At 64.9% G+C, this 26,240-nt stretch carries 27 protein-coding genes and 1 tRNA gene; 16 read left to right on the top strand and 12 right to left on the bottom strand.

All coding sequences use genetic code 11. The features are described 5' to 3' along the window. Positions 1–200 precede the first annotated feature (200 nt). The 9 genes from VF194_RS12570 (at position 201) to VF194_RS12610 (ending at position 11,669) form a co-directional block, all read left to right on the top strand. Positions 201–575, top strand: a complete 375-nt coding sequence (locus VF194_RS12570) for a response regulator (RefSeq protein WP_330891490.1) — start codon at positions 201–203, stop codon at positions 573–575. A gap of 108 nt (positions 576–683) precedes the next feature. After that, entirely contained in the window at positions 684–1,133 is a 450-nt protein-coding gene (locus tag VF194_RS12575) for a chemotaxis protein CheW (RefSeq protein ID WP_330891492.1), read from the top strand. Next, entirely contained in the window at positions 1,130–2,563 is a 1,434-nt protein-coding gene (locus VF194_RS12580) for a protein-glutamate O-methyltransferase CheR (RefSeq protein ID WP_330891494.1), read from the top strand. Before VF194_RS12575 ends, VF194_RS12580 begins: the two co-directional genes overlap by 4 nt. Before the next feature lie 42 nt (positions 2,564–2,605). Beyond that, positions 2,606–3,181 (top strand): chemotaxis protein CheW, encoded by a 576-nt coding sequence (locus VF194_RS12585; RefSeq protein WP_330891496.1) that lies wholly within the window; start codon positions 2,606–2,608, stop codon positions 3,179–3,181. A 16-nt stretch (positions 3,182–3,197) separates the two neighbouring features. Beyond that, positions 3,198–4,649 (top strand): HAMP domain-containing methyl-accepting chemotaxis protein, encoded by a 1,452-nt coding sequence (locus VF194_RS12590; RefSeq protein ID WP_330891498.1) that lies wholly within the window; start codon positions 3,198–3,200, stop codon positions 4,647–4,649. 5 nt (positions 4,650–4,654) lie between these two features. After that, positions 4,655–6,862, top strand: a complete 2,208-nt coding sequence (locus VF194_RS12595; protein WP_330891500.1) for a hybrid sensor histidine kinase/response regulator — start codon at positions 4,655–4,657, stop codon at positions 6,860–6,862. A 13-nt stretch (positions 6,863–6,875) separates the two neighbouring features. Beyond that, on the top strand, positions 6,876–7,943 hold the full coding sequence (gene cheB / locus VF194_RS12600; protein ID WP_330891502.1) for a chemotaxis-specific protein-glutamate methyltransferase CheB: 1,068 nt from the start codon (positions 6,876–6,878) through the stop codon (positions 7,941–7,943). Continuing rightward, on the top strand, positions 7,936–10,119 hold the full coding sequence (locus VF194_RS12605; protein WP_330891504.1) for a response regulator: 2,184 nt from the start codon (positions 7,936–7,938) through the stop codon (positions 10,117–10,119). Before cheB ends, VF194_RS12605 begins: the two co-directional genes overlap by 8 nt. A gap of 200 nt (positions 10,120–10,319) precedes the next feature. Continuing rightward, entirely contained in the window at positions 10,320–11,669 is a 1,350-nt protein-coding gene (locus VF194_RS12610) for a hypothetical protein (protein ID WP_330891505.1), read from the top strand. A gap of 1 nt (position 11,670) precedes the next feature. Here VF194_RS12610 and VF194_RS12615 read toward each other — a convergent pair whose 3' ends face one another. The 6 genes from VF194_RS12615 to VF194_RS12640 form a co-directional block, all read right to left on the bottom strand. Continuing rightward, positions 11,671–12,174, bottom strand: coding sequence for a PAS domain-containing protein (locus VF194_RS12615; RefSeq protein ID WP_330891507.1), 504 nt, complete (start codon positions 12,172–12,174; stop codon positions 11,671–11,673). A 148-nt stretch (positions 12,175–12,322) separates the two neighbouring features. Beyond that, positions 12,323–12,769, bottom strand: a complete 447-nt coding sequence (locus VF194_RS12620; protein WP_330891509.1) for a chemotaxis protein CheW — start codon at positions 12,767–12,769, stop codon at positions 12,323–12,325. A gap of 2 nt (positions 12,770–12,771) precedes the next feature. Further along, positions 12,772–13,512, bottom strand: a complete 741-nt coding sequence (locus VF194_RS12625) for a methyl-accepting chemotaxis protein (RefSeq protein WP_330891511.1) — start codon at positions 13,510–13,512, stop codon at positions 12,772–12,774. Continuing rightward, positions 13,509–14,816 (bottom strand): HAMP domain-containing protein, encoded by a 1,308-nt coding sequence (locus VF194_RS12630; protein ID WP_330891513.1) that lies wholly within the window; start codon positions 14,814–14,816, stop codon positions 13,509–13,511. The genes VF194_RS12625 and VF194_RS12630 overlap by 4 nt, the downstream gene beginning before the upstream one ends. A 397-nt stretch (positions 14,817–15,213) precedes the next feature. Then, complete coding sequence (locus VF194_RS12635; protein WP_330891515.1) at positions 15,214–15,402, bottom strand: pyruvate kinase alpha/beta domain-containing protein; 189 nt, start codon at positions 15,400–15,402, stop codon at positions 15,214–15,216. A gap of 102 nt (positions 15,403–15,504) precedes the next feature. Next, positions 15,505–15,591, bottom strand: a tRNA-Leu gene (locus tag VF194_RS12640). Between the two features lie 199 nt (positions 15,592–15,790). On the opposite strand from VF194_RS12640, the gene VF194_RS12645 reads away from it, so the two are divergent. From VF194_RS12645 to VF194_RS12655, 3 genes are read left to right on the top strand one after another with little or no spacing between them, the layout of a single operon-like run. After that, positions 15,791–16,372 (top strand): YqaA family protein, encoded by a 582-nt coding sequence (locus VF194_RS12645; RefSeq protein WP_330891517.1) that lies wholly within the window; start codon positions 15,791–15,793, stop codon positions 16,370–16,372. 9 nt (positions 16,373–16,381) lie between these two features. After that, positions 16,382–16,885, top strand: a complete 504-nt coding sequence (locus VF194_RS12650) for a disulfide bond formation protein B (protein WP_330891519.1) — start codon at positions 16,382–16,384, stop codon at positions 16,883–16,885. Further along, positions 16,885–17,427 carry a demethoxyubiquinone hydroxylase family protein gene (locus tag VF194_RS12655; protein WP_330891521.1) on the top strand — a complete coding sequence of 181 codons (543 nt, stop codon included), beginning with the start codon at positions 16,885–16,887 and terminating at the stop codon, positions 17,425–17,427. Before VF194_RS12650 ends, VF194_RS12655 begins: the two co-directional genes overlap by 1 nt. On the opposite strand, the gene VF194_RS12660 is transcribed toward VF194_RS12655, so the two are convergent. From VF194_RS12660 to VF194_RS12680, 5 genes are all read right to left on the bottom strand, one after another. Further along, positions 17,424–17,882, bottom strand: coding sequence for a VOC family protein (locus tag VF194_RS12660; protein WP_330891523.1), 459 nt, complete (start codon positions 17,880–17,882; stop codon positions 17,424–17,426). The genes VF194_RS12655 and VF194_RS12660 overlap by 4 nt on opposite strands. 33 nt (positions 17,883–17,915) lie before the next feature. Continuing rightward, complete coding sequence (locus VF194_RS12665; RefSeq protein WP_330891525.1) at positions 17,916–18,461, bottom strand: HNH endonuclease; 546 nt, start codon at positions 18,459–18,461, stop codon at positions 17,916–17,918. 115 nt (positions 18,462–18,576) lie between these two features. Further along, positions 18,577–19,290 carry an alpha/beta hydrolase gene (locus VF194_RS12670; protein ID WP_330891527.1) on the bottom strand — a complete coding sequence of 238 codons (714 nt, stop codon included), beginning with the start codon at positions 19,288–19,290 and terminating at the stop codon, positions 18,577–18,579. Further along, positions 19,287–19,952, bottom strand: coding sequence for a DNA-3-methyladenine glycosylase 2 family protein (locus tag VF194_RS12675; protein ID WP_330891529.1), 666 nt, complete (start codon positions 19,950–19,952; stop codon positions 19,287–19,289). Before VF194_RS12675 ends, VF194_RS12670 begins: the two co-directional genes overlap by 4 nt. Continuing rightward, a complete protein-coding gene (locus VF194_RS12680) occupies positions 19,924–21,156 on the bottom strand; it encodes a GGDEF domain-containing protein (RefSeq protein ID WP_330891531.1) in 1,233 nt (410 codons plus the stop codon). The genes VF194_RS12675 and VF194_RS12680 overlap by 29 nt, the downstream gene beginning before the upstream one ends. Before the next feature lie 97 nt (positions 21,157–21,253). On the opposite strand from VF194_RS12680, the gene gluQRS reads away from it, so the two are divergent. Then, positions 21,254–22,141 (top strand): tRNA glutamyl-Q(34) synthetase GluQRS, encoded by an 888-nt coding sequence (gene gluQRS / locus VF194_RS12685; RefSeq protein WP_330891532.1) that lies wholly within the window; start codon positions 21,254–21,256, stop codon positions 22,139–22,141. A 296-nt stretch (positions 22,142–22,437) separates the two neighbouring features. On the opposite strand, the gene VF194_RS12690 is transcribed toward gluQRS, so the two are convergent. After that, a complete protein-coding gene (locus VF194_RS12690; RefSeq protein WP_330891534.1) occupies positions 22,438–22,962 on the bottom strand; it encodes an acyloxyacyl hydrolase in 525 nt (174 codons plus the stop codon). 124 nt (positions 22,963–23,086) lie between these two features. On the opposite strand from VF194_RS12690, the gene VF194_RS12695 reads away from it, so the two are divergent. The 3 genes from VF194_RS12695 (at position 23,087) to VF194_RS12705 (ending at position 26,155) form a co-directional block, all read left to right on the top strand. Continuing rightward, positions 23,087–23,770, top strand: a complete 684-nt coding sequence (locus VF194_RS12695) for a TIGR02117 family protein (protein ID WP_330891536.1) — start codon at positions 23,087–23,089, stop codon at positions 23,768–23,770. Between the two features lie 153 nt (positions 23,771–23,923). After that, positions 23,924–24,928 (top strand): type I glyceraldehyde-3-phosphate dehydrogenase, encoded by a 1,005-nt coding sequence (gap, locus tag VF194_RS12700; RefSeq protein WP_330891538.1) that lies wholly within the window; start codon positions 23,924–23,926, stop codon positions 24,926–24,928. Positions 24,929–24,955: 27 nt separating this feature from the next. Beyond that, positions 24,956–26,155, top strand: coding sequence for a phosphoglycerate kinase (locus VF194_RS12705; protein WP_330891541.1), 1,200 nt, complete (start codon positions 24,956–24,958; stop codon positions 26,153–26,155). Positions 26,156–26,240 lie beyond the last annotated feature (85 nt).

Raw genomic sequence — 26,240 nt, forward strand, 5'->3', positions numbered from 1 at the left:
TCACGAATAAATCGACTGTAGGCGGCAGCCAATCCATCTTTGGTTGCGTGCGGCCCGGGTTCAACGGTATACAGATAGAACCTTAGCGTGGGCACGCCGATTTCGGGCGTTCGCTCGCAGCCTGACCGCCCCATCGGGACCCCGGCGGCCGAACCCACCGCCGAAAATCCTGATGTCGCGACCGAGCATGGAGCATTCACATGGCCCGCATTCTTCTGGTTGACGACGAACCCCTGCTGCGCGAGACGCTGAAGACGGCGCTGCAGGCGGCCGGCCACACGGTCGCCGTCGCGCCGAATGGCGATGCGGCGCTGAAGACGCTGGCGACCGGGGCCTTCGATGTGATCGTCACCGATGTGCTGATGCCGGAAACCGACGGGCTGGAAATGATCATGCGCATCCGCAAGCAGAGCAACAATGTGCGCATCATCGCCATGTCCGGCGGCGGCAGGATGCGCAACATGGATATGCTGGAATTCGCAAAGAGCTTTGGCGCCGACACGGTCATCGCGAAGCCGTTCCTGCCGAAGCAACTGATCGCGGCGATCAGGACCCTTCTGGGGGAGGCGATCTGAAGCCCTGGCGGGCCCCAGGTTATTGTTTTTCTAAGTTGTCGGCCGGCGCCGACATATCTAGGTTCAAACGGTATTCGCAGGAGGGGGGCCGGATGCGGCAGGCGGGGGATGCCAAGCCTGATTTTTGAGCTGGACCGGCAACGATTCGCCATCGGCATCGCGGCCGTCGAGGAGGTCCTGCCGTTCGTGCCGGCACGGCATGTTCCTCAGGTCCCCGCTATCGTCGAGGGCATCGTCGATCTGCGCGGCGCCGCCCTGCCCGTTCTGGACATCCGCGCCCGCTTCGGCCTGCCGCCCAAACCCGATGCGCTTTCCGATCACCTGATCGTCGTCAGGATTGCCGGCCGCAGGCTCGCCCTGCATGTCGACCGGGCCGGCACGGTCGCCGAACTGCCAGACGAGGCCGTCACCGCCGCCGCCGCCATCGTGCCCGGAAGCCGGTACATTTCCGGCGTCGCGCAATTCGATGGCGACATCATCTTCATTCACGACCCCGAGCTGTTCCTGCGCGAAACCGAGCTGGCGGCGCTGGCGGAATTCGATCAGGCGGTCCCATGAGCGCCGAAACCGAACTGCACTGCGCCGACGTGCTGGAATGGTTCGCGCATTTCAGCGGCGGGACGATTCCCGCCAACCGGCGCGGCGAACTGGAGGCCGGCATACGGCGTGTCATGAGCGCCAACAAGATCGCCAGCCCGGCGCGCCTGAAGGACGCCCTGCTTGCCGGCCATCCGGTTCTGGACAGCCTCGTCTCCGAACTGACGGTTGCGGAAACCTATTTCTTCCGCGATCCGCAGCATTTCGACCTGATCCGGGAACGGGTCATTCCCGAGTTCACGGCCACCCATCCAGCGAATGCCGTCTTCCAGAGTTGGAGCGCAGGATGCGCGACCGGAGAAGAGGCCTATTCGCTGGCGATCCTGCTCGACGAGCTCGGTCTCGGCGAGCGCTCCTGCATTCTTGCCACCGATATCTGCCGCGCTTCCCTGCAGAAGGCGATGCGGGGCAGTTACAGCGACTGGTCCTTCCGCGGCGAGGCCGCGGCGGGAGCCAGGCGGTTTTTCCGCCGCTATGGCGCCCGTTTCGTCCTGAGCGAGCGTATCCGCAGCCGCGTGTCCTTCCAGTTCGGCAATCTCGCCGCCGATCCGGGCGATGCCGCCGCCGGCAGGGCCGGCAGCGACATGAATCTGATCCTGTGCCGGAACGTGATGATCTATTTCGATCCGGCGGCGATCCGTCGACTGGCCGGCCAGCTCTTCGAGGCCCTTGCGCCGGGCGGCTGGCTGATCATCGGCCCATCGGATCCGCCATTGTGGGATTTCGCGCCGTTCGAGGTGGTCTCGACCGGCGCGGGCCTCTTCTACCGTCGGCCGGCGCGGGCATTGGCGGCGGCCTCCCGGATGCCGGGCGCGAGCATCGCCGCCGCGGCCAGGCGGCCCGAGCGCGCCCGGGCCGCCACCCCCCCGCTGGCTTCGATGCAACCGCCAATGCCGGTGCCGCGCGCCAGGCCGCTGGCCCTGGGCCGAGCGGCAGCGCGGACAAAGCCGCAGAACCCCGCCCGCACGTCGGAACAGGCCGCCGAGAGCGAGGCGGCACGCGCCGCGCAGCAGGTCCGCGCGGCGGCCGATGCTGGCACGCCGGACTTCAGCGCCCTGGCACAGGCTGCCGCCAAGGCCCATCCGCTGAATGTCGAAATCCAGTATCTGCATGCCATGGCCCTGCTGAGCGCGCGGCGCTTCCAGGCCGCCTGCGCCATTGCGCGGCGGGTCGTCTATCTCGATGGCTCTCTCGTCATGGGGCATTTCATCCTGGCGACCGCGCTGGCCCGGACCGGCCAGAAGGAGGCGGCTCGGCGTTCCTACCGCAAAGTCGAGGCGCTCTGCGCGGCGCTGCCGCCGGAAGAGAAGGTCCGCTTTGCCGATGGCGAGACCGCCGCCATGCTGCGCGAGGCGGCGCGCCACCATCTTCAAGCGGAAAGGATGATGTGATCCGATGCTGACCGCAGCGACAATCCGGCATAGCGAAGCGCCATGAGCACAGATCGGACCGCATCGGCGACGCTTGCCCCCGGTTTCGATCCGATCGAAGCCAGGATCATCGAGGAACGCGCCCGCCGGCTCGCCGCGCCGCCGGCAGCGGCTGGCGACGATGCGATCCATGTGATCCTCGTTTTCCGGGTCGGCGCCGAATTATATGGCCTCGATCTGGCCTTCGTCGCGCAGGTGGTCCGGGTCGGTTCTCTGGTGCAGATTCCCGGCGCCAGACCGCCCTTCGCCGGTATTTTCACGCTGCGCGGCGGTATCGTCAGCGCCTTCAGCCTGAGCCAGGCGATCGGCCAGCCGCAGAAGCCGATGACCGAGCAGACGCGGGCCATCGTCTGCGGGACGGAGACGTCCCGCTTCGCGCTGCTTGCGGACGAGGTGCTGCAAGTCGAATCCGTGCGGGCCGGCGCGCTGACGCCGCCGGAAAGCACGGCGGCGCTGACCGGCTGCACGCGCGGCCTTACCGCAACAGGCATCATTGTGCTCGACGGCGAGCCGCTGGCGAAAACCGGCGGGCCGCTATTCACCGGCCCCGAAGGGCTTGGAAGCGTTGGTCAAGACTAGAATGTCAGGGGGAAACATGACCCGGTTCACCGTACAGCAGAAGCTCATACTGGGATTCCTCATCGGCCCGGTCATCTTGGCGATCGTAGGCTGGATCGCCTACAACAATACCCGCAGCCTGCTCGACAGCCGCGAACCGATCGTGGGTGCCTACAGCATTCTCGTCGACCTGAACGCCGTCGAAGCAGACCTGCTGGGGACGGAAAACAACGCCCTCACCTACCTGTTGACGAAAGATCAGCGCTATCAGGCCGATTATACGGCGGCGGTCGCAAATTTTGACCGGCATGTGCAGCACCTCACCGATCTGGTGCGCGGCGCCGATTACAAGCTGCCGGAATTGCAAAAGATACTCCGTCTCATCGCCGAGCGGCGCGGCATCACGCGGGAGGCCATGGAGACTTTCGGTACCGCCGGTGCGGACCAGGCGCTGGCGACGGCCGCGCGGGCCAAGCAGCTGACCGCCGAAATGCGGGCATCGCTCGACGACATCGAGCGCGAACTGCAAGCCCGGCTGGAGGCCAGCAAGCAGGACTCCGCCGCCATCGCGAACCGCAGCTTCGATGCCATCATCTGGGGGACGGCGCTCAGCTTCGTGCTGCTGGCGGTCGGCGGCTTCTATCTCATCCGCAGCATCACCGTCCCGATCGGCGGCGCCGTCGACGCCCTGGCCTCGGCATCGGCCGAAATCCTGGCCGGAACCACGCAGCAGGCGAGCGGCATGCGCGAACAGTCGACGGCGGTATCCGAAACCGTGACCACGGTCGATGAGGTGCTGAAGACCTCCGAACAGGCTGCACAGCGGGCCCAGTCGGTGGTCGAGGCGTCCCAGCGCGCCGTCGAGGCCGGCAACAACGGCCGTCGGGCGATCGGCGAATCGATCGAGGTGATGGGGGCGGTCAAGGATTCGGCGAACTCCACCGCCGAGGCCATTCTTGCTCTGGCGCGGCAGGCGCAGTCGATCAGTGAGATCACGGCTTCGGTCAACGAGATCGCCGAGCAGACGAACCTGCTGGCGCTCAATGCCGCGATCGAGGCGGCCCGCGCTGGCGAAGCCGGGAAAGGCTTCGCGGTTGTCGCGAGCGAGATCAAGGCATTGGCGGAACAGTCCAAGAAAGCCACCGGGCAGGTCCGCCAGATTCTCGGCGAGATTCAGCAGGCCACCAGCGCGGCGGTGATCGCGACCGAAGAAAGCGGAAAGAGCGTCAGCGGTGCGATCGACACCATCAATGCCGCGGGCACCACGATCAATGAACTGGTCGAAACCATCAACAGCGCGGTGCAGGCTGCCGTCCAGATTGCCGCCTCGGCGAACCAGCAGAATACCGGCATGGCGCAGGTGCATCAGGCCATGGCCCAGATAAATCAGGTTGCAAGCCAGAACCTGGCGGCGACCAAGCAGTCCGAGCAGGCCGCGCAGAATCTCAACGCGCTTGGCGCTCAGCTCAAGCAACTCATCAAGGGCTGATCGCCTTGGCGGTTGACAAGGACAGGCTGGCGAAGCGGCTCCTGGCCACGTTTAGGACGGAGCTGCAGGAGCATTGCGGCAACCTGGAACGCGGGTTGCTGGAGCTCGAGGCGTGCGATCTGGAACGGCGCCAGCATGTCCTTGAAAGCCTGTTCCGCACGGCGCACAGCCTCAAGGGTGCCGCACGATCGGTCAATGTCGAACTGGTCGAGCATTGCTGCCACTGGCTGGAGGAGGTGTTCGGCGCCGAACGGCGGGGCACCATCCATATCGACAATGCCAGGCTGGAGCTCTGCCTGAAGGCCGCCGACGCCATCCGCGACGCGGGCTTGCGGCTGGAGCGCGAGCAAGACCTGTCTTCCGGTCCGCTGCCTGTGCTGCTGCCGCAACTGGCGGCCATGGCGAGCGATGCCAAGGCCAGTCCGCAGCGGCTGGAAGTCCCCGCCGCCAGGCCGAAAGCTGCGTCGGAGCCCGCCGCCACGGATATGGCCGTCCGGCTCCTTCCGGCGCAGCTCGATGCATTGAGTCAGAAAAGCACCAATCTGGTGATGGTCGGCCGCCGGCCATTGGCACAGCTGGACCGCATGGCCGATCTGATCGACCGGGTCCGGCAGCGTCGCCTGGACCGCGGGCTGCGCGGCACGGCGGACAGGCCGGCAGCCCCGCAAAGCGTGGCGGCCGGCACGACGGAAGCGGCTCCGGCCGGGGGCAGCCGACTGCGCCGCGATCTGATCGATCTGGAGAAGGACCTGCAGGCCATCGTCAGAGTGCTGACCGAGGATCTGCATGATCTTGGGCTGGCGATTTCCGAACTGGACGGCGACGTGCAGAGCATACGGATGTCGCCCTTTTCGGAAGCCTGCGAGCGTCTGCCGCGGGTTTTGCGCGACCTCGCCGCCGCCACCGGGAAGAAAGTCGAGCTGATCCTTCGCGGCGAGGATGTGCGTGTCGATAGAACGATCCTGCAGCGCCTGCGCGATCCGCTGCTCCACATGGTACGCAATGCCGTCAGCCACGGCATCGAATCGCCCGAAGTGCGTGCCGCCGCGGGAAAACCCGCCACCGGGCGGATTACGGTGAGTGCGCGTTTGCGCGGCTCCACGGTGGAGATCATGGTCGGCGACGATGGTGCCGGCCTCGATTTTTCCAAAATCCGCGAACATGCGCGTGCCCAGGCCATTCCTGAAGTCGCCGATGAAAGAGGGCTTGCGGAGACCATATTCCTGTCGGGTTTTTCGACCGCCTCTGCCGTCAGCCGGATATCGGGGCGCGGCGTCGGCCTCGATGTCGTCAAATCGGAAGTCGAGGCGATGCGTGGCGTCGTTGCCGTGGAAACCGAAAGCGGCCGCGGCACGCGCTTCATTCTGTCGCTGCCGCTGACCCTGAGCACGGTTCGCGGCCTGCTGGTCCAGGCGGGAAATGCCGATTTTGCCATCGATACCTTCCTCGTCAGCAAGATACTGCGCCTGCCTGCCGGCGCCGTGCTGTCCGCGCAGGGGCGCAGCGTCCTGCAGCTGGATGGCAAGGTCATTCCGGTAGCGTCGCTGGCGGATTTGCTCGGCCTGCCGAAACAGGGGGTTGACCGGACCGGAAAGCTCGCCATCGTCGTGCTCGCGAGCGCCCAGGGAAGCGCCGCGATCATTGTCGACGGTTTGAATGCCGAGCGGGAGCTGGTCGTGCAGGCGCTGGATTGGCGCTTGCAGCGCTCATCGGCGATCTCGGCAGCCGCGGTGCTGCCTGACGGCTCGATCGCGCTGCTGCTCAACGCCGCCGAACTGATCGCCGCCGCCAGGGCATCGTCTGCCGGCCGCACCGCCCTCGCCAGTTACCAGGAGGAAGCCGGGGAAACGATGCGGCGCATTCTCGTGGTCGACGATTCGATAACCACCCGCACCCTGGAGCAGAACATCCTGGAAGCCGCGGGGTATGAGGTGATCCTGGCCTCGGACGGGCTCGAGGCCTGGCACCTGCTGCAGGAACGGGCCGTGGACCTGATCGTCAGCGACATCGAGATGCCGCGGATGGACGGCTTCGCCCTGACGGAGGCTGTCCGCAGCTCGCCCCGTCTGTCGGGGATTCCAATTGTGCTGGTCACGGCCCTGGCAAGCGAGGATCATCGGCTGCGGGGCATGCAGGCAGGGGCCGACGCCTATCTGGTCAAGAGCGCCTTCGATCAGGAAACCTTGCTGGACGCTGTCCGGCAGGTTCTGTGAGGAGGCCGGGCCGATGCGGGCGCTGATCGTCGAGAATTCTCCGCATATCGCCCAGACGATTGCCGATGCGCTGCGGCGCGAACCGGATATCGAGGTCTGCGCGATCGCGGCCACCGGACCGGAGGGGGTCGCGGCGGCCATACGGCTGAAGGTCGACATCGTCATCATGGGGATACGGCTGCCGAAGATGGACGGCTTCGAGGCGACCAAGGAAATCATGATCGAATCGCCCACCCCGATCGTACTCCTGGTGGACGACCGCGATGCCGCCCAGGTCGAGATTTCCATGCGTGCGCTGCGAGCCGGGGCGCTGAGCGTCATTCCCGCGCCGAAAGGCGGCGAACTGCACGAGGCCGAAGCCGCACGCCGGCAATTCATCCAGACCGTCCGCCTGATGGCCGGCGTGAAGGTCGTGCGACGCTGGCGCCGCTCCGCCCCCGCGCCGCAAACGATACGAGAGCAGCGGACGGCGACGTCCGCTTCGGCACGGCCCGGCATCATCGCCATCGCGGCCTCCACCGGCGGCCCTGCTGCCTTGCAGCGCGTGCTTGCCGATCTTCCGGCGAGCTTTCCGATACCCATTCTCGCCGTGCAGCACATTTCGCACGGCTTCATCTCCGGCATGGTCGACTGGCTGAACACGGTCTGCTCCCTGAAAGTCCGGATTGCGACCAACGGTCAGCGCATCGAGCCGCATACCGTCTATTTTGCCAGCGATGATCGCCATCTCGGCGTGTCTTCCCGCGAAATGCTCCAGGTATCGGATGCGGCGCCGCTGGACGGTTTTCGCCCCTCGGCCAATTACCTGTTCTCCTCGGTGGCGCAGCATTTTGGCGCTGCGGCCGCGGGAGTCGTGCTGACGGGGATGGGGCGCGACGGCACGGAGGGGCTGAAGGCCTTGCGCAAAGCGGGCGGCAGAGTGATTGCGCAGGACGAGGCGACCTCAGTGGTTTTCGGCATGCCGGGTTCGGCAATTTCCGCCGGCGTGGTGCAGGAGGTACTGCCGCTGCCGGAGATTCCCTTCCGGTTGGCAGGCCTTGCCAGCCTCACATCCAATAAGGAGATCAAGGGCCATGGTTAAGATCCTTGTCGTCGAGGATAGCCGGACCCAGGCCGAAAAGCTGAAATTCTTCCTGGAAGATGCCGGCCACGAGGTGACGGTAGCCGGCGACGCCGCCGAGGCGATCTCCATGTTCCCGACCGGGCGCTTCGATATCGTCATCTCGGATATCGTGATGCCGGGACAGTCGGGCTACGATCTGTGCCGCACGCTGAAAGCCAGCCGGGGCGGCCGCGATGTGCCCTTCATCCTCTTGTCGAGCCTCAGCGATCCGATGGACATCATCCGCGGCCTGGAATGCGGCGCCGACAATTTCCTGACGAAGCCTTACGATCCGGACACGCTGCTGGGGCGGATCAGCACCGCGGTCCAGAACCGGAGACTGCGTCACGAAAGCAAGATCAAGCTCGGCGTCGAGGTATTCTTTCTCGGCCAGGCCTTCACGATCACCTCCGACAAGGAGCAGATCCTCGATCTGCTCATTTCGACCTTCGAAGATATCGTGCGCACGAACCATCAGCTGCGCGCCAGCCAGTCGCAACTGGCCGAGGCCAAGGCCCAGATCGAGGGGCATGCCCGCCATCTCGAACAGGTGGTCCAGCAGAGGACGACGGCTCTCGAAGAGGTCAACCGCTCGCTGGAAAACGAGATCGCCGACCGCAGCCGGATGGCGGATTCGCTGCGCGAAAGCAATGCCCTGCTCAGCGCCGTCATTTCATCCTCGCCGCTGCCAATCTACGTGCTCGACACCGACGGCAATGTCAGCCTGTGGAGCGCTGCCGCACAGAAGGCCTTCGGCTGGTCGGTGAACGAGGTTCTGGGCAAGCCGCCGCCGTTCATCGAAGAAGCCAACCGGCACGCATTTCTCAGGGATTTCGTTAAGGCTGCCGTAACGCGCGACTTCGAGGGTAGCGAAATCGCCGGGCGCACGCGCGACGGCAAGGCAATCGCGTTGCGCATATCCGGCGCCTCGCTGGTGGGCGACCCCGATTTTCCGCACAGCGTCGTTCATGTCGCGGAGGACATCACCGAACGCAAGCTGATCGACCGCCAGCTGGTCCATGCGCAGAAGATGGAGGCGGTCGGGCAATTGACCGGCGGCGTGGCCCACGATTTCAATAATCTGCTGGGCGTGGTGATGGGAAATCTCGACATGATCGCCGAGATGTTTCCGCAGAAATCGGACGTCCAGGGGATGATCGACGCGGCGATGCAGGCCTGCCAGCGCGGCGCGACCCTGACCCGCCAACTGCTGGCATTCTCGCGGCGGCAATCGTTGAATGCCGAATTGATTGACGCCAGTACGGCCGTTTCGGAGATGTCCAAGCTCCTGTCCACGGCGCTTGGCGAGAATATCACGCTCAATCTGGTCGCGACGGCAGAGCCCTGCCTGATCATGGCCGACCGGGCCCAGTTCGAGTCTGCCATCATGAATCTTGCCGTGAATGCCGCGCATGCCATGAGCGCCGGCGGGACTTTGACGGTGGAAACGAAGGTTCTGACCCTGGGCGACGATTACGCCTCCGCACATGCCGAAATGGAGCCGGGAGAATATGTGCTGCTGGAAATAACCGATACCGGGTCCGGCATTCCGCCGGAGATACTGGATCGCGTGTTCGAGCCGTTTTTCACCACCAAGCCGGAAGGCAAGGGCACCGGTCTGGGGCTGAGCCAGGTCTTCGGCTTCGTCCGGCAGTCCGGCGGGAATGTGAATATCTACAGCGAGGTCGGCGTCGGGACGACGGTCCGGGTCTATTTCCCGCGTGCAGCGAATGCCGGCGGGCGGCGCCCCGGCGTCCAGGCCGAGGCCGAGCACCAGGCCGAGCGCGGCAGCGAAGCGATCCTGCTGGTCGAGGACAATGCAGGCATGCGCCAGACGCTGGTCGCGCAGCTCAAGAATCTCGGCTACCAGGTGGTCGACGCCGCCAATGCGGAGACCGCATTGGAGATGTTGGCGGGCGGCGCGCATTTCGACCTGCTGTTCACCGACATCGTGATGCCGGGCAGCATGAGCGGGCTCGAGCTTGCCCGGCTGGTGGGCCAGCGCTATCCGAAGCTGAAGGTTCTGGTGTCTTCGGGATTTCCGGGCGCCGCGATTTCAGGGTCCATGGGCCTGCCCGCGGGGGCGCAGTTCCTGAATAAGCCCTATCGCTATAAAGACCTCGCCAAGAAGATACGGGAGGTGCTGCAGGCGTAAATGCCGTCCCGCCGGGCTTTCCCGGGGCGGCATCCCGGGACGGTATCCCGAATCGAAGCGCTGAAAAGCGTTGACTGACGGGCCTTATTCGCGTTCCGCTGGCGGGGAAGGCCGGTTCTTCGACTTATCGCAGGCGGGCGCCGCGCGGATCGGATCGGGCGGAGGGTGAATTACAGGACGGATCTTGGACGGAGAGGGTAATGGCATTGGGAGAGTTGTTTCGGCGGATCTTCAGCGACGACCCCGCGGAGGCGCGGATCGCGGCTCCGTCCGGCCGCGATCCCGGCTCCACCGCGCCGGTTGACGTGGATGACTTCTCGCAGCAGCTCAACCGGCTTCTGCTGCAGCAACGTTCGATCCTGTCCGGCAATATCCATCTGGTCGGGCTGAGCAAGATTCGGGAGCGGCTGGGCGACGAATGGCCGCGCATCGCTGACCGCGCCCAGGATGTGGCGCAGAAGGTGATCCAGCGCATGTGCCGGCCCACGGATGTCTATACGCGTTACGACGATTTGTCGTTCATCATCATCTTCTCGGATCTGACGGTCGATCAGGCGCAACTGCGCTGCCATGAGATCGGCGAGGAAATCGGCCGCCGCCTGCTGGGCGAGAATTTTGCGGCCGAGGCCAATGACGTGAGCACCGGCGTATTCGAAAGCGATGGCTCTCTGGTGTTCAGCGCCGTGGACAAGGAGGAACTGATCCAGCGCCTGACCGGCTCCGCGGCCAATGCGACCACGGCGGAGCAACCTGTCGCGGAGCTCGAAGCCGGGGCGCCGGACTTTTCCTTTGCGCAGATCGACAGGGCGAAGGCTCTGGCGTCGATGGAGGTCATGTATCGGCCGATGTGGAATCTGCGCCACAAGGTGATCGCGAATTACTTTGCCACCGTGGGTGCCGTCAACGTATTCGGCGACCGCCTGTGGGACACTGCGCTGCGGCGGGAATACGAGGGCGTTCTGTCGACCGCCGAATTCGATATCTTCATTGCCCGCCGTGCGCTGCGCGACATGGCGGCAAATGTCGCTCAGGGCCAGAAGATATTGCTGGGCTGGCCGATCCATTTCGAGACCCTGGCCAGCCGCACGGGCCGGCTGGCCTATCTCGATCTCTGCCGCACCATACCGGATGCGGTGCGCCAATTGCTGGTTCTGGAACTCGACGGCATGCCGGAAGGCACGCCGCAAAGCCGCCTCCTGGAGATCATCGCGGTCATCAAGCCATTCTGCCGCGGCCAGAATGTCCGCGTGCCGTGGATGTTTCGCAATTTCGGCCAGATGACGGGCGCCGGCCTCAACGGCGTCGGCTTTGATCTGGCGGCGACGCCGAGGGGCGATGCCGAACGCATTCGGATCCTGAACGAATTCGCGGCCGCCGCCGGCAAGGTCGGTCTCAGATATTACGTCCACGGCCTGAACACCCGCGCCCAGGCCCTGGCCGCTCTGGCCGCCGGATACGAATGGATCAACGGCGATGCGGTCAACCGGCTCACCGACCTGCCCGGCAAGATGGCCCGCTTCAATGTCGAGGATCTTTATCGCGGCCTGTAGCTCATGGTGAGACGATCAGGCGGATTTCCGGCGTCACGCTCAGCCAGTCGCCGCTCCGCAAGCCGCCATCCTCGCGATGCTGAAAGAACTGGCAGACAAAGAGCATGTCGGGTTCAACCGATTCCTGACGGTGCAGAGGCATAAGCAAAGTATGGGTCAGGCCGTTGACGATATTGCCCGCGTCGTGGAACAGACTGGAGGAATAGACTGGCCGTCGGCGCTCGACCGCCAGGCGGATCAGCAGCGCGGCGAATTCGCGATACCTGTCGGGTTGCACCTCATCGAGAAAATAGCCGGCCAGCGGCCGCCCAACTGCATAAGTTATCTCCTCGCCGGCCAAGCGGATGCGGAACCGCTCGGAGCCGCTTCCATCCTCCGCCAGAACTCGGTCGAGGAGGCCGACATTCGGCAACAGCCGGGGGAAATCCAGCGGATTGATGGCCTCGCGAGGTGGTACCCCGGTTCCGTCGCGGCGCGCGAACCAATATTCCGCCAGTTCGCGCAATCTCGCATCGGCGATCGCGGCGATGCCGCTCTCGCCGATATCCAGCCTGAAGCGAGGGCTTCCCGCAGCCAGCGTCATGACGATACGCTATCTCAGTCGAAGGGAAGGGATGGGCCAGCCTGACGTGCCGGCCCATCTCCTCGCCTCGTCAGGCCGCCGCCGGCAGTGCCGGCAACTTACCGCCGGTGAGACGATCCAGGGCAAGCAGCGGGATGAGCTGTTCGCCCACCGTGGCGATGCCGTCGATCAGTCTGGACGACCACATCTCCCCCTCGGAGGGTTCCGTCACCGTCTCCTCGTCGATCGCGACGATGTCGGACACGCCATCGACCAGCAGGCCGAGCGGCCTGCCCTCCATCACCGCCACCACGATGACATCCTGGGGTCGCGGTTCCGGTGTCGGCTTGCCCAGGATGCGGCGGGCGTCGAAGACCGGCAGCACATGGCCGCGTAGATTCAGCACCCCAAGGCAGGATGCGTCCGCGTCCGGCAATCCGGTGACCGGCGTCCAGCCGCGGATCTCCTGGATCTGAAGAAGCGGCATGGCATAGGTCTGATCGCCGACCTGGATCAGCAAAGCGTCACAGCGGCTCATTTTCAGAACTCCTGCCAGTCGTCTTCGGCGTGGTCGGCGACCCGCAGGTTCGAGCCGACGGTTTTCAACGCCGGCACCGGCTTGGACCTGGCAGCTTTGCCCGGCGCCATGACCGCGACCGTTGAAGACGCGCCGTCGGTCCTGAAGAAACTGACCAATTCCGAGAGCTGCGCGGACTGCTCGGCCAGCGATTGCGCAGCGGCGGAGGTTTCCTCCACCAGAGCGCCGTTGCGCTGGGTCGTCTCGTCCATCTGGCTCACCGCGGTATTGATCTGTTCCAGTCCCGTCGCCTGCTCGCGGCTCGCCGCCGATATCTCGGCCACGATGTCGGAGACTTTCTTCACCGCGGTAACGATCTCGGTCAGGCTGTCGCCGGCCTGGGAGACCAGCTGGCCGCCTTCGCGGACCTGGCCATTGCTTTCGGTGATCAGCGTCTTGATGTCCTTCGACGCATTCGCCGAACGCTGCGCCAGGGCGCGCACTTCCTGCGCCACTACAGCAAAGCCCTTGCCGGCTTCACCTGCGCGTGCGGCTTCCACCGACGCATTCAGCGCCAGCAGGTTGGTCTGGAAGGCGATCTCGTCGATCATGCCGACGATCTCGCTGATCTTGCTGGCCGAGCCCTCGATCCCCTCCATGGCACGCACGACATTGCCCATCACCGCGCCGCCCTTATCGGCGGCATCGCGGGCAACGGTTGCGAGCTGGTTGGCCGCCGCCGCATTGTCGGCATTCTGCTTCACTTAGTGGTGATCTCGTGCATCGACGCGGCGGTTTCCTCGATGGAGGCCGCCTGGCTCTCGGTCCGCTGGGCCAGGTCCTGGCTGCCGGTCGAAATTTCACCGGCAGCTTCCTTCACCGCCTGCGCACTGGTGTTCAGCTTGCCGGCGATGTCACGCAGCTTCGCGGCCATGGTGTTGACGCTGTCCTTCAGCGTGCCGAACACACCCTGGTAGTTGCCGCGGATGTTGCCGGTCAAATCGCCGCGCGCCATCGCCGCGGTTGTGGCAGCGGTTTCGCCGGTCATCTGCTGCAGCAAACCGGCCAAGCCGTTGAGGCGCTGGCTGATGGTGAGCAGGAAGCCCTCCTTGCCGCTTTCGTCGATGCGCGTCGACAGGTCGCCGGCCACTGCCTTTTCGCACAGGGCGGAGATTTCCTCGATCGCCTTGCGTTCGCGGGCCTCGCGAGCCGCCCGCTGCTCTTCGGCGATACGGCGCTGCTCGGCCGCTTCCGCTTCGAGGCGGGTCTTCTCTTCCAGATTGCCCTTGAAGACCTCCATGGCGCGGGCGATATCGCCCACCTCGTCCCTGCGGTCGGCGCCGAAGATGTGCACCGAGGTGTCGGCGCGCGACAGGCGGACGACAATTTCGATGATCCGGCTCAGCGGGCGCCCAATGCCGGCAATGCCGATCAAGAGGCCCACAGCGACGCCGATCAGGACGCCGACGGCGGCGGCGATCAGCATTGCGGTATTCGCCGCGGCCGCCGCATTGGCGGCGCGCTCGCTTACCGCATCGGCGCTATCGGAGGCATTTTCGGCATAGGCGGCGACGACACGCTGCAATTCGGTGGCGACGGCACGACTGTCGACGACACTTTTATTGATCTGCTCCTGCGCGTCGCTGAGCACGACGCTGCCGCCGACCCGCTTGGCAATGGCCAGAGTTTCCGCGGTTTCCCTCTCGTAGCGCTGATACATGTCGTGAATTTGCGCTAGCACCCGCTTCTGCTCGGGTGCAGCGGTTCTAAGCAGCGTCTCCATATGCTTTGCGAACAATTGCTTCTGCCGGCTGAAGGTCTGCTCGACCTCCTTCAGGGTTTCGCTCTCCGGATCCGCCGCCATGCGATATTCGGCACGGTTCAGGGCGAGGATGCTTTGGTTCAGCCTGGCTGCCAGCAGGGCTTCGTTGCCGCTGACCGCGATATCTTCCGCCCTGCGGCGCAGATCGGAAACGCTACTGACGCCGATGTAACCCACGCCCAAGGTGAAGGCTGACATCAATACGATGAGAAGGATGATTTTCCACGTAATTTTCAGATTTTTCACTACAACTGCTCCAGATGGGATAGCAGTCTCGGGAAGCGGCGGAACCTGCCATGTCTTGCCGAAGACCTGCCGACGATCCTTCTCAGCCCTTTGAAAACAGGAAGGAAGTTCGAAACGCGGATACTGGGCCAGCGCCATGACATCGGCGTGAGACACCCGTTTTGTTAGTTAAATAACTTTTGGGTGATTGCTGGTTGGGCGCAACATAATGAATTATCTCAGAAATCCGGATTATTTTCCGTACACGTTATCAAACGGTAACAACTAGAAATTCTATCTAATTCTTACATATGCAATCTCCAGCGCACATTGGATACAAAAATCGTTCTCTGCCTTATATTCGCCGCGCACCACCTTCGCGTCAGTTGTGTCGGAGCTACGCGAATCGGTTCACCGTTTAGACCTGCACCACCCGCAGATTATTCGTCGTGCCCGACTGCCCGAACGGGATGCCGGCGGCGACGACAATCAGGAGGCAGAGCCGCCGCGAAACGGCCTCGGGGGTGATCGCCAAAATCGGTACTGCGGGCCGTTTGCGCGCGATGCGCGGGGCGGTGGTTCCGCTCGAGGTGAAGGCGACGATCACCGGCGCATGAATGGGGCGTCGGCAAGATGGCCCGCTTCAACGTCGAGGATCTTTATGTTGGGGTTTAAGGTGATTATGTTCCCGCCTGGATACAGGCGGGCATGGTGCCCCAGGCCGGACTTGAACCAGCACGCCCTTGCGGGCAACGGATTTTGAGTCCGTCGCGTCTACCAATTCCACCACTGGGGCCCCGGCGCAGAACGCCCGGTTAAACGGCGCGGGCGGATATTACCCATTGCTCCGGCTGAATCAACCATCGGCCGGCCCGGAGGTCGCCAGCACTGCCGGCGCACCGCCTTGTCACGCCCTGCGGCGGCAGCGCGCATGGACAAGCCCGCCGCCCTCCGGCATACACATCGCATCCTCCCGCCGCCCGGAGCCTCCCTTCGTGTTTCGCCGCCTATACGACTGGACCATGCGTCAGGCCCGCCGCCCCAATGCGCCACGGGCGCTGGCGGTGGTTTCCTTCCTGGAAAGCTCGGTTTTTCCCATCCCGCCGGACGTGATGCTGATCCCGATGTGCCTGGCCGCGCCAGCCCGGGCCTTCCAATACGCCCTGATCTGCACCATCGGCTCGGTGCTGGGCGGCGTGCTGGGCTACGGCATTGGCCATTTCCTGATCGAAACCGTCGGCCAGTGGATCATCGATTTCTACGGCTACGGCGATAAATGGCAGGCCTTCGAGGCGGCCTATGCCGAATGGGGCGTATGGATCATCCTGATCAAGGGTCTGACGCCGATTCCCTACAAACTGGTCACCATCGCCAGCGGCGCCGCCCATTTCAGCTTCGCTGTCTTCGTGCTCGCCTCGATCCTGACCCGCGGCGTGCGCTTCTTCCTGATCGCCGGCCTCCTGTGGAAATTCGGCGCCCCGATCGAGAGCTTCATCGAAAAGCGCCTTGCCCTGCTCGGCTGGATCTTCCTGATCGGCCTGATCGGCGGCTTTATCATCGTCCGCTACCTGATCTAGACTGACGCCATGCTGATGGAGACCGCCGCCTTGCCCTCCGCCAATCGCTTCGGCCTGATCGTCGCCGCTGTCAGCGCGGCAACGCTCGGCGCCGCCTTCATCGCGCAATACGGCTTCGGCTTGCAGCCTTGCGAGCTCTGCCTCTGGCAGCGCTGGCCCTATGCCGTCGCCATCCTGCTCGGCCTGGGCGCCGCCCTGCTGCCGCGCCGGCGGGCGCCGTTGCTGGGCCTCGCCGCGCTCAGCTTCGCCATTGGCGGCGGCATCGCCATTTTCCATGTCGGCGTCGAGCAGCATTGGTGGCAGGGACTGGCAAGCTGCAGCGGCGCACCGACGCCGAACAGCATAGAGGCCCTGCGCACTCAGCTCATGACCGCGCCCGTCACGCGCTGCGACGAGCCGGCCTTCCGCTTCCTTGGATTGACCATGGCCGGCTGGAATGTCCTGTGGTCCGCCCTGCTCGCCGTCACCACCGCTTTCGCGGCCCGGCGGGCACTGGCGAGGGATGCCGCCTGATGCAGCGGCGCAGGCTGGCCGGCGATCCCGATCCGCGGCAATTGCTCGAGCGCATCCTGCGTGTCGATCATGCCGGCGAATACGGCGCCAAGCGTATCTATGACGGCCAGCTTGCCGTGCTCAAGACGGCGCCGTCGCACAAGACCGTCCGCCACATGGCCCAGCAGGAGCAGGCGCATCTCGACGCCTTCGACCGCCTGCTGCCGCAGCGGCGGGTCCGCCCCACCCTGCTGTCGCCGCTATGGCATGTCGGCGGCTTCGCCCTGGGCGCCGCCACGGCGCTGCTCGGCGAAAAGGCGGCGATGGCCTGCACCGAGGCGGTCGAAGAGGTGATCGATCAGCATTACGCCGGCCAGATCGAGAAGCTGGGCGCCGCCGAGCCGGAATTGCGTGGCCTGATCGAGGAGTTCCGGGCCGACGAAATCCAGCATCGCGATACCGCCCGGGCCGAGGGCGCCAAGGAGGCGCCGGGCTACGAGCTGCTCAGCAGGGGCATCCGGGCGCTGACCCGCAGCGCCATCTGGCTGTCGGAACGGATCTAGCCGCCGAAGACCTGTTTCGCCGCCGCCTCCATCTCCTGAGGCGAAAGATCCTTGATATGGGTGGCGACGCTCCACATCACGCCGAAAGGATCGAGCAGCTTGCCGTAGCGGTCGCCCCAGAACATGTCGGCCACCGGCATGGTGATGCGCGCGCCGAGCGCTTCGGCTTTCGCCACCACGGCATCGACATCCTCGACATAGAGATGCACGCCGACCCCGGCGCCGTCGCGCACCGGCGGCGGACCGCCGAATTCGGGAAAGCTGTCGCACAACAGAACGGGCGAAGTGCCGATCCTGATCTCGGCATGCATCAGCCGCTCGCCATCCGGCGCCGGCATGCGGAACACTTCCCGGGCTCCAAGGGCCTGTTTGTAGAATTCGATCGCCTTGGCGGCACTGGTCAGCACGAGATAAGGCGTGACGCTGCCAAATCCCTGCGGAATCGGAGATACCATCGCACTCTCCCTGCGCCTGGCGCCGAAGCCGCGTTACGGCTCCAGCTCGCTGTCCCAATATAGGAAGTCGCGCCAGCTTTCGTGCAAATAATTGGGCGGGAAAGCCCGCCCATTCCTCTGCAGTTCCTGCACGGTCGGCATATGCGGTCTGGTGCGCGGATGCATGTCGCAATCGTGCGGCATGCGGCCGCCCTTGCGCAGATTGCAGGGCGCGCAGGCGGCGACCACATTGTCCCACCGGGTCAGGCCGCCGCGCGAGCGCGGGATGACGTGATCGAAGGTCAGTTCGTGGCGGCTGCCGCAATACTGGCAGGAGAAGCGGTCGCGTAAGAACAGGTTGAACCGGGTGAAGGCCGGCCGCCGGGCCGGCGCGATATAGCGCTTGAGCGCCACCACGCTGGGCAGCCGCATGCTGAAGCTGGGAGACCGGATTTCCTGATCGTATTCCGAGAGAATGGTGACGCGATCCATGCAGACCGCCTTCACCACTTCCTGCCAGGGCCAGACCGAAAGCGGGAAGTAGGACAGCGGCTGGTAATCCGCATTCAACACTAACGCTGGACAACTCTCGGGCTTCATTCTTCCCTCAGGTCCGGTTGCGTGCTCTGCCATTACCATATGCGGGGTTACCGCGTCATGACAACTACCTTATTTTGTAAGACGTGGCCGCGACGCATTGCCGCACGGCCAATATCTAAGGCCGACGCGAAAAACCGCCACAGTTTTCGGCCAGAAAGAGACCGCCCAATTCCAGCCCGTCCGGCGCAATGCCATGCCCGACGCCCGCGCTGATATGCCAGCGGGCGGCACAGCCGGCCTCGCCCAGTCCCTGCAGCGCGGCGAACAGCGCGTCCGCCGGCACGACGTCGTCGGCGTCGCCATGGACCAGCAGGATCGGCGGGCAGCCCTGCATCTGCTCCTTCAGCCGTTCGGCGCCCAACAGCGCACCGGAATAGCCGAGGATGGCCGCCGCCACGGGCGAGCGGCGCAGCCCGACATGCAGCGCCATCATCGTGCCCTGGCTGAAGCCGACCAGCAGCAGACGGTCGCCCGGCAGCCCATGCCGCGCCAGCTCCGCATCGAGGAAGGCATTCAGCCCGGTGGCCGCCTGTTCGGCGCCGGCCAGCATGCGGGAGAAAACCTCCGCCGCGTGACGCGGATCGCGGCGCAACAGGTTCGGATCGTAGGCATCGAGCGAAAACCATTGCCGGCCGCCGCCCATGCCGGGCGGAAAGCCCGGAATGCGCAACGGCGCGTGCGGCGCCACGAAAGCCGCATGCGGCAGCAGGCGCCGCCATTGCGCGCCGAGCTCGATCAGATCGTTGCCATCGGCGCCATAGCCATGCAGCAGCACGACAAGCTGCTGCGCTTTGCCCCGGACGGGCGGCAGGCGTGGACCATCGATCATGGCGGCGTGTTGTCCGTGGTCAGTCGCTTTTGCGTGACGGCATAGTAGCGCCACAACAGCCGCGAGGCGATGCCGCGATAGGGCCGCCAATGCTCGGCCATCGCATCCATCTCCCTGACGCTGGGGCGCTTCGCCAGTCCGAACAGCCGCTTCGCCGCTTCCTGCAGGGCAAGATCATGCGCCGGCCAGATATCGGGCCGATCCAGCGCGAAGAGCAGGAAGATCTCCGCCGTCCATCGCCCGATGCCTTTGACCGCGGTCAGCATCTCGATCGCGGCATGATCCTCAAGCTTGGGCAGCAGGGCGAGATCGAGCTCGCCCTTCTTCACGGCGCGGGCGAGATGCCGAAGATAGAGGATTTTCGGCCCGCTCAGGCCGCAGGCCTTGAGCTGAGCATCCGTCTTGCGCAGCAGCCGCTCGGCGCTGAATGGCGATACCGCCTTTTCCACGCGGGCCCAGATCGCCGCAGCGGAGGCCACCGACAGTTGCTGCTCGACCACGATACGGGCGAGGCTGGCAAGATCGGCCGGGCGGCGGCGGTCGGTGACATGCTCGACGAGGCTCCAGGCTTGGGCGAATTTCGGCTCGCGCAGGCAGAGCTCTTCGATCGCCGCCAACGTGCGCTTGCGCCGGTCAGGCTTGATTGACGATTGCTTGGTCATGCTCCCCGATCTCCGCCGTCTCGACCCGGTTCCGGCCGCTTTGCTTGGCAAGGTAAAGCGCGGCATCGGCGCGGCGCATCCAGCTGTCGATATCATCGCCGATGCCCCATTCCGCGACGCCGATGCTGGCCGTGACGCGGCCGGGCGCGGCAAAAGCATGGTCGGCTATGGCACGGCGCAGCTTGTCTGCCATGTGCCCGGCATTCGCCAGCGGCGTTCCGGGCGCGAGGATGAGAAACTCCTCGCCGCCCCACCGGCCGATCGTATCGGTGGAGCGGATCGAATGGCGGCCGAGCGCTGCGATCTGCCGCAGGACATCGTCGCCCGCCGCATGGCCGTAGCGATCGTTGATCGACTTGAAATGATCGACATCGAGCAGGATGAGAGATACCGGCTGCCGATAGCGCCGCGCCCGCTCGACTTCCAGGCCGACGATCTCGTCGAGATGCCGCCGGTTCCAGATCCCCGTCAGCGCATCCGTGCGCGCCAGCGCCTCGATATTGTGCCGCGCGGCGTCCAGTTCCCGTTCGAGCCGTTCCCTGATCAGCAACAGCAATCCGTAGGCGCCGAGAATATCGCCCGCAATGCCGACCAGCAGGGCGAACTTGATGTTGGCGCCCCCCCAGGAATCGATTTCCGCCGCCGGCTGCCAAATCCGCCAGATCTGAAACAGATCGTTGGCGATCAATACCAACAGAATGGCCGCGAACAGAAAGAAGGACGGGCTGGTGCGCATCTCGCGCGAGCGCAGCAGTTCGACGCAGCAGCGGATCAGCACCGCCATGCGTGCCAGCGAAAAGACGACGATCCGGCTTTGCTGATCGGGCACGACAAAGGTGAAATGGAATTGCGCTGCGAGAGCCAGCGCCACCGGCAGATAATTGGTCAGTATCAGCAGCCGCCCGGAGCGCAGGTCATGAAACCGGATGAAGCCGTGGCACAGCAACGCCGGGGCCGTCAGCAGGAAGAGGTTGGTCAGCAGGATAGAATATGGTCCGGGTTCCGGACCGCGATTGGCGAATACCACGAACCCCGTCAGGGAGCATATCTGCCACGCCACCCAATAACCGAAGCCGGCATAGGTGCGCCGGCTGAAGTAGACGACGACGAACAGCACCGCCACGGTAAGGAAGACCAGGGAGGCGATGAAGGCCAGGGTCGCAGTATCGAGCTTTTCGAGAAAAGCCATTGCCTCGAACTGCATTGCCTCTTGCCCCCGCGATTGTGCTAGGTGCTTATATCCGCGCTTGCCGGCGATCTCAAACCGCCGGTCGAACGATGCGATCTGAAATACGGATTCGATGCCGCATATTGTCACCCGCACCGCGCCAAGCCCGACCGGCTATCTGCATCTCGGCCATGCCTATTCGGCCGGGCTCGCCTATCTGCGCGCAAAGCAGGCGGGCGGGCGTTTTCTGCTGCGGATCGAGGATATCGACCTCACCCGCTGCCGGCCGGACTTCACGGCCGCGATCCTCGAGGATCTCGCCTGGCTCGGCCTGCGATGGGACCAGCCGGTGCGGCGCCAGTCCGAGCATTTCGCCGACTACAGATCCGCGCTCGCCCGGCTGGAGGCGCGCGGCCTGCTCTATCCCTGCTTCTGCAGCCGCAGGCAGATTCAGGCCGAGATCGCCGCCGCCGGCCATGCCCCGCACGATCTGGCGCCGCACGGCTTCGACGGCCTGCTCTATCCCGGAACCTGCCGGCATTTGGGCGCCGCCGAACGCGCGGCGCGCATGGCCAGCGAGCCTTACGCGCTGCGGCTCGATCTTGCCGCCGCCTGCCGCGAGGTGCAGGGCTGGCCGCTCGCTTGGCAGGACGAAACGGAGGGGCCGCAGCAGGTGACGCCTGAGCTTTTGCAGCACGGCTTCGGCGACGTGGTGCTGGCGCGCAAGGAAACGCCGGCGAGCTATCATCTTTGCGTCTGCCATGACGATGCGCTGCAGGGCGTCACGCTGGTCACTCGCGGCCGCGACCTTTTCCCCGCCACGCATCTGCACCGCCTGCTGCAGGCGTTGTTCGGCTGGCCGGTGCCGGCCTATGCCCATCATCCGCTGCTGACCGATGCCGCCGGCGCGCGGCTGGCCAAGCGCAAGAACGCGCCGGCCCTGCGCGACCTGCGGGGCCAGGGGGTCAGCCCGGCCGAGGTATGGCGCCAGGTTGGTCTGGACCCGGAGCTTTTCCGTTAACCGCATTCGTGACAGCTTTTGCCCGCCGCGGACCGCTGGCGACCGCTGCGGACCAGTTTTGATCATTCCGAACCGTTTTGACCCGTTTTGAGCGGCGAGCCTCCCCGGGGGCCAGTAGTTTCTAATGCGAAACTCTTATCGATATAAGAACATATAAAGTACATTGCGGTGGATAAAGTCAAGCCCGGCCATGCGGCCGAGCCTGACGGATCAAATACGGAAATCAGCGGTCGCCGGAGCCGCCGCGCGGCTTGCTTCCCACCGGTTTATTTCACGTCGGCTTATTTCACGTGGGCTTATTTCCCACCCAGCGGCAGGGAATAGGTCAGCATCAGGTTTTCGACGCCCGGATTATGCTCGCCCAGATTGGCGTTCGACATGTGATTGAAGGCGATGCCGAGGCGGGAGCGGTCGTCGAAGCGATAGCTCAGTTCGAGCTGGGATTTGAATTCGATGGTATTGCCGAGATCCTTGGCGTCCCCGCTGTTGCCCTTCCAATACAGGCCGGGGGCGAAGCTCGGCGTCAGGACCCAGCGGCGGCCGAAATAGATATCGACCAGCACGCCGGCGTAGCCGTACATCTCGCCATGCGAGGCCACCATGGCGCCAACCATCGGCTTGAAGATCCAGAACCGCTTGTCATGACGGTATTCGGCCCAGGCGGAGGCGCCGGCATGCTCGCCGTCGATGATATCGAAATAGCCTGCCGACAGGGACAGGAAGGCGGGATCTTCCGCATGGGCCGGCCGCGCGACGGAAACACCAAGCACCGTCAGCAGGGCCGCGGCGGCGGCAGTGAGAGCCTTACCAGAACGCAACATCTTGTTACCCCCCAGATTCTCGGACAGGCAGACTGCTGTCCAGCGATACTAGACAGGCCGGAACGGTTTCGCCAAGGGCTGCGATGCTGCATTCTCGCCATATTCGGGCAGCATAAGACCGGCCATGCGTAGCTTGCGTCGTGCCCTTCTTATCCTCGTCCTCGTCATTCTGGCCGTCCCCGCCCTTTACGGCCTTGCCGCCCTGATCCTCGGCAGTCTGCCGGCGCCGCACCGCGATCCGCTGCCGGGCAAGGACACCGTGCCGGTCTACCTGCTTTCGAACGGCTGGCATGTCTGGCTGGCACTGCCCGTGAAGGAGGGCGAAGGCGAGCAGGCCACCGACTGGACCGAGTGGCTGCCGCCGACGGATTTTGCCGCCGATGTCAGTGGCCGCGACTACATCGCCTTCGGCTGGGGCGATCGTGCCTTTTATTTGCATACCCGGCGGCCGGCCGACTTCCGGCCCGACCTGGCGCTTTTCGCCCTGCTTGGCCGCGGGCCCGCCGCCATGCATGTCATGCGGCTGCCCGAGCCGGACCCCACCGACGGCGATGTCCGCCGCATCGACGCCGATCCGCTGCAATATCACGCACTGGTATCTTACATACGACGCGGCTTTGCGCTCGGTCCGGATGGGCGGCCGCAGCAGATCACCGGCGCCGCCTATAGCGGCACCGATGCCTTTTATCAGGCGGTCGGGCGCTACAGCCCGCTTCGCACCTGCAACGAATGGATCGGCGCCGCCTTGCGTTCGGCGGCCTTGCGCGCCGGATTATGGACCCCCTTCCCCTTTGGTCTAATGAACTAGGAAGCTTTCGCCCAAGTAGAGTGGGGCGCGCCGCGTGACCTGTTTGGGGTCGCCTTGCGACTCAGCCCCAAAGGGGATAAATCCTGCACCGAATACAGGATCGACCGGGAGCCTCCCGCGGGTCCGCCACGCCTTTGCTACGGAGAAGAAACAATGACCGTACGCGTTGCCATCAACGGCTTCGGCCGTATCGGCCGCAATGTCCTGCGCGCCATCATCGAAACCGGACGTACCGATATTGAAGTGGTTGGCATCAACGACCTGGGCCCGGTCGAAACCAATGCGCACCTGTTCCGCTACGATAGCGTGCATGGCCGCTTCAACGGCGAAGTGAACACCAAGGAAGACGCGATCGATGTCGGCCGCGGCTGGATGAAGGTAACCGCCGAACGCGACCCGGCCAAGCTGCCGTGGAAGGAACTGAACGTCGATGTCGCGCTGGAATGCACCGGCATCTTCACCGACCGCGAGAAGGCCGCCGCCCATCTGACCGCCGGCGCCAAGAAGGTGCTGGTGTCGGCGCCGGCCACCAATGCCGACCTCACCGTGGTCTACGGCGTCAACCACGACAAGCTGAAGCCCGAGCATACCGTCGTCTCGAACGCCTCCTGCACCACCAACTGCCTGGCGCCGGTCGCCTATGTGCTGCATGAAGCCATCGGCATCGAGAAGGGCTACATGACGACGATCCATGCCTATACCGGCGATCAGCCGACGCTGGATACGCTGCACAAGGATCTCTATCGCGCCCGCGCCGCCGCGCTGTCGATGATCCCCACCACCACCGGCGCCGCCAAGGCGGTCGGCCTCGTCCTGCCGGAGCTGAAAGGCAAGCTGGACGGCTCGTCGATCCGCGTGCCGACCCCGAACGTGTCGCTGATCGACTTCAAGTTCGTCGCCAAGCGCAACACCACGGCCGAGGAAGTCAACGAGATCATGAAGCGGGCCGCCGGCAACCGGCTGAAGGGCATTCTCGCCATCAACGAGGCCCCGCTGGTGTCCAGTGACTTCAACCACAATCCGGCCAGCTCGACCTTCGACGTCAAGCAGACCCAGGTGATGGAAGGCAATCTGGTGCGCGTGCTGTCGTGGTACGACAACGAATGGGGCTTCTCCAATCGTATGGCGGATACTGCGGTCGCGATGGCCAAGCTGTAAGCGGACGAAGAGAAGAGGTCCGCAGCCATGAACGGCTTCAAGACGCTCGACGACGCCGATGTCGCCGGCAAGGCGGTGCTGACGCGGGTCGATCTCAACGTCCCGATGAAGGACGGCCGGATCACCGACGATCTGCGCATCAGCCGCATCCTGCCCACCTTGCACGAATTGTCGCGCAAGGGCGCCAAGGTGGTCGTGCTGTCGCATTTCGGCCGGCCGAACGGCAAGGTCGTGCCGGAAATGTCGCTCAAGCCGGTGGCCGCCGCCCTGGCCACCGCGCTCGGCTCGCCGATCGCCTTCGCCGAGGATTGCGTCGGCGAGCTGGCGCAGGACGCGATCGCCAAGCTCAAGCCCGGCGGCATCGTGCTGCTGGAGAATACCCGCTTCCATGCCGAGGAAGAGAAGAACGACGCAGAATTCGCCAGAAAGATGGCGGCGCTCGGAGACGTCTATGTCAACGACGCCTTCTCCTGCGCGCATCGCGCCCATGTCTCGACCGAGGCGCTGGCGCATCTTCTGCCGTCCTATGCCGGCCGCAACATGGAGGTCGAACTGAAGCATCTCACCGCCGCGCTGGAGGTGCCGGAGAAACCGGTGGCCGCCGTGGTCGGCGGCGCCAAGGTTTCGACCAAGCTGGAGCTGCTGGGCAATCTCCTGTCGAAGGTCGACAAGCTGATCATCGGCGGCGGCATGGCCAACACCTTCCTGTTCGCGCAGGGACGCGAGGTCGGCAAGAGCCTGTGCGAGAAGAATATGGCCGACACCGCCCGCGACATCCTGCGCGAGGCGGTCGCGCGCGGCTGCGCCGTGGTGCTGCCCGACGATGTCGTGGTGGCGCGCGAGTTCAAGCCGGGCGCGGCCAGCAAGGTGGTGCCGGCCGACCGCTGCCCGGCGGATCAGATGATCCTCGATATCGGCCCGGTGGCCGCTGCCCGTCTGGGCACGCTGCTGGCCGATTGCCGCACGCTGGTCTGGAACGGCCCGCTCGGCGCCTTCGAGACGCCGCCCTTCGATGCCGGCACGGTGACCGTCGCCCGCACCGCGGCGGCGCTGACGGCGGCAGGCCGGCTGCTCAGCGTGGCTGGCGGCGGCGATACCGTGGCGGCGCTGCGCCATGCCGGCGTGGCGGAAGAATTCTCTTATGTCTCCACCGCCGGTGGCGCCTTCCTGGAATGGCTGGAAGGCAAGGAGTTGCCGGGCGTCGCCGCCCTGCAGAAGGCCGCATAGCCAGCATATAGCGGGGCCGGGCGTCGGGGCGCAGAGCATCCGACCCCCTGGCCCCGAAATGATCACGTGCTAGAATCCAATCGAC

It is taken from the genome of Ferrovibrio sp. (assembly GCF_036381655.1).
Lineage (GTDB): Bacteria > Pseudomonadota > Alphaproteobacteria > Ferrovibrionales > Ferrovibrionaceae > Ferrovibrio.

Bases quoted from the DNA above. Each gene is read 5' to 3' on its own strand.
- VF194_RS12570 (WP_330891490.1), top strand. From the start codon at position 201: ATGGCCCGCATTCTTCTGGTTGACGACGAACCCCTGCTGCGCGAGACG.
- VF194_RS12575 (WP_330891492.1), top strand. From the start codon at position 684: ATGCCAAGCCTGATTTTTGAGCTGGACCGGCAACGATTCGCCATCGGC.
- VF194_RS12580 (WP_330891494.1), top strand. From the start codon at position 1,130: ATGAGCGCCGAAACCGAACTGCACTGCGCCGACGTGCTGGAATGGTTC.
- VF194_RS12585 (WP_330891496.1), top strand. From the start codon at position 2,606: ATGAGCACAGATCGGACCGCATCGGCGACGCTTGCCCCCGGTTTCGAT.
- VF194_RS12590 (WP_330891498.1), top strand. From the start codon at position 3,198: ATGACCCGGTTCACCGTACAGCAGAAGCTCATACTGGGATTCCTCATC.
- cheB (WP_330891502.1), top strand. From the start codon at position 6,876: ATGCGGGCGCTGATCGTCGAGAATTCTCCGCATATCGCCCAGACGATT.
- VF194_RS12605 (WP_330891504.1), top strand. From the start codon at position 7,936: ATGGTTAAGATCCTTGTCGTCGAGGATAGCCGGACCCAGGCCGAAAAG.
- VF194_RS12610 (WP_330891505.1), top strand. From the start codon at position 10,320: ATGGCATTGGGAGAGTTGTTTCGGCGGATCTTCAGCGACGACCCCGCG.
- VF194_RS12620 (WP_330891509.1), bottom strand. From the start codon at position 12,769: ATGAGCCGCTGTGACGCTTTGCTGATCCAGGTCGGCGATCAGACCTAT.
- VF194_RS12650 (WP_330891519.1), top strand. From the start codon at position 16,382: ATGCTGATGGAGACCGCCGCCTTGCCCTCCGCCAATCGCTTCGGCCTG.
- VF194_RS12655 (WP_330891521.1), top strand. From the start codon at position 16,885: ATGCAGCGGCGCAGGCTGGCCGGCGATCCCGATCCGCGGCAATTGCTC.
- VF194_RS12660 (WP_330891523.1), bottom strand. From the start codon at position 17,882: ATGGTATCTCCGATTCCGCAGGGATTTGGCAGCGTCACGCCTTATCTC.
- VF194_RS12665 (WP_330891525.1), bottom strand. From the start codon at position 18,461: ATGAAGCCCGAGAGTTGTCCAGCGTTAGTGTTGAATGCGGATTACCAG.
- VF194_RS12670 (WP_330891527.1), bottom strand. From the start codon at position 19,290: ATGATCGATGGTCCACGCCTGCCGCCCGTCCGGGGCAAAGCGCAGCAG.
- VF194_RS12675 (WP_330891529.1), bottom strand. From the start codon at position 19,952: ATGACCAAGCAATCGTCAATCAAGCCTGACCGGCGCAAGCGCACGTTG.
- VF194_RS12680 (WP_330891531.1), bottom strand. From the start codon at position 21,156: ATGCAGTTCGAGGCAATGGCTTTTCTCGAAAAGCTCGATACTGCGACC.
- gluQRS (WP_330891532.1), top strand. From the start codon at position 21,254: ATGCCGCATATTGTCACCCGCACCGCGCCAAGCCCGACCGGCTATCTG.
- VF194_RS12690 (WP_330891534.1), bottom strand. From the start codon at position 22,962: ATGTTGCGTTCTGGTAAGGCTCTCACTGCCGCCGCCGCGGCCCTGCTG.
- VF194_RS12695 (WP_330891536.1), top strand. From the start codon at position 23,087: ATGCGTAGCTTGCGTCGTGCCCTTCTTATCCTCGTCCTCGTCATTCTG.
- gap (WP_330891538.1), top strand. From the start codon at position 23,924: ATGACCGTACGCGTTGCCATCAACGGCTTCGGCCGTATCGGCCGCAAT.
- VF194_RS12705 (WP_330891541.1), top strand. From the start codon at position 24,956: ATGAACGGCTTCAAGACGCTCGACGACGCCGATGTCGCCGGCAAGGCG.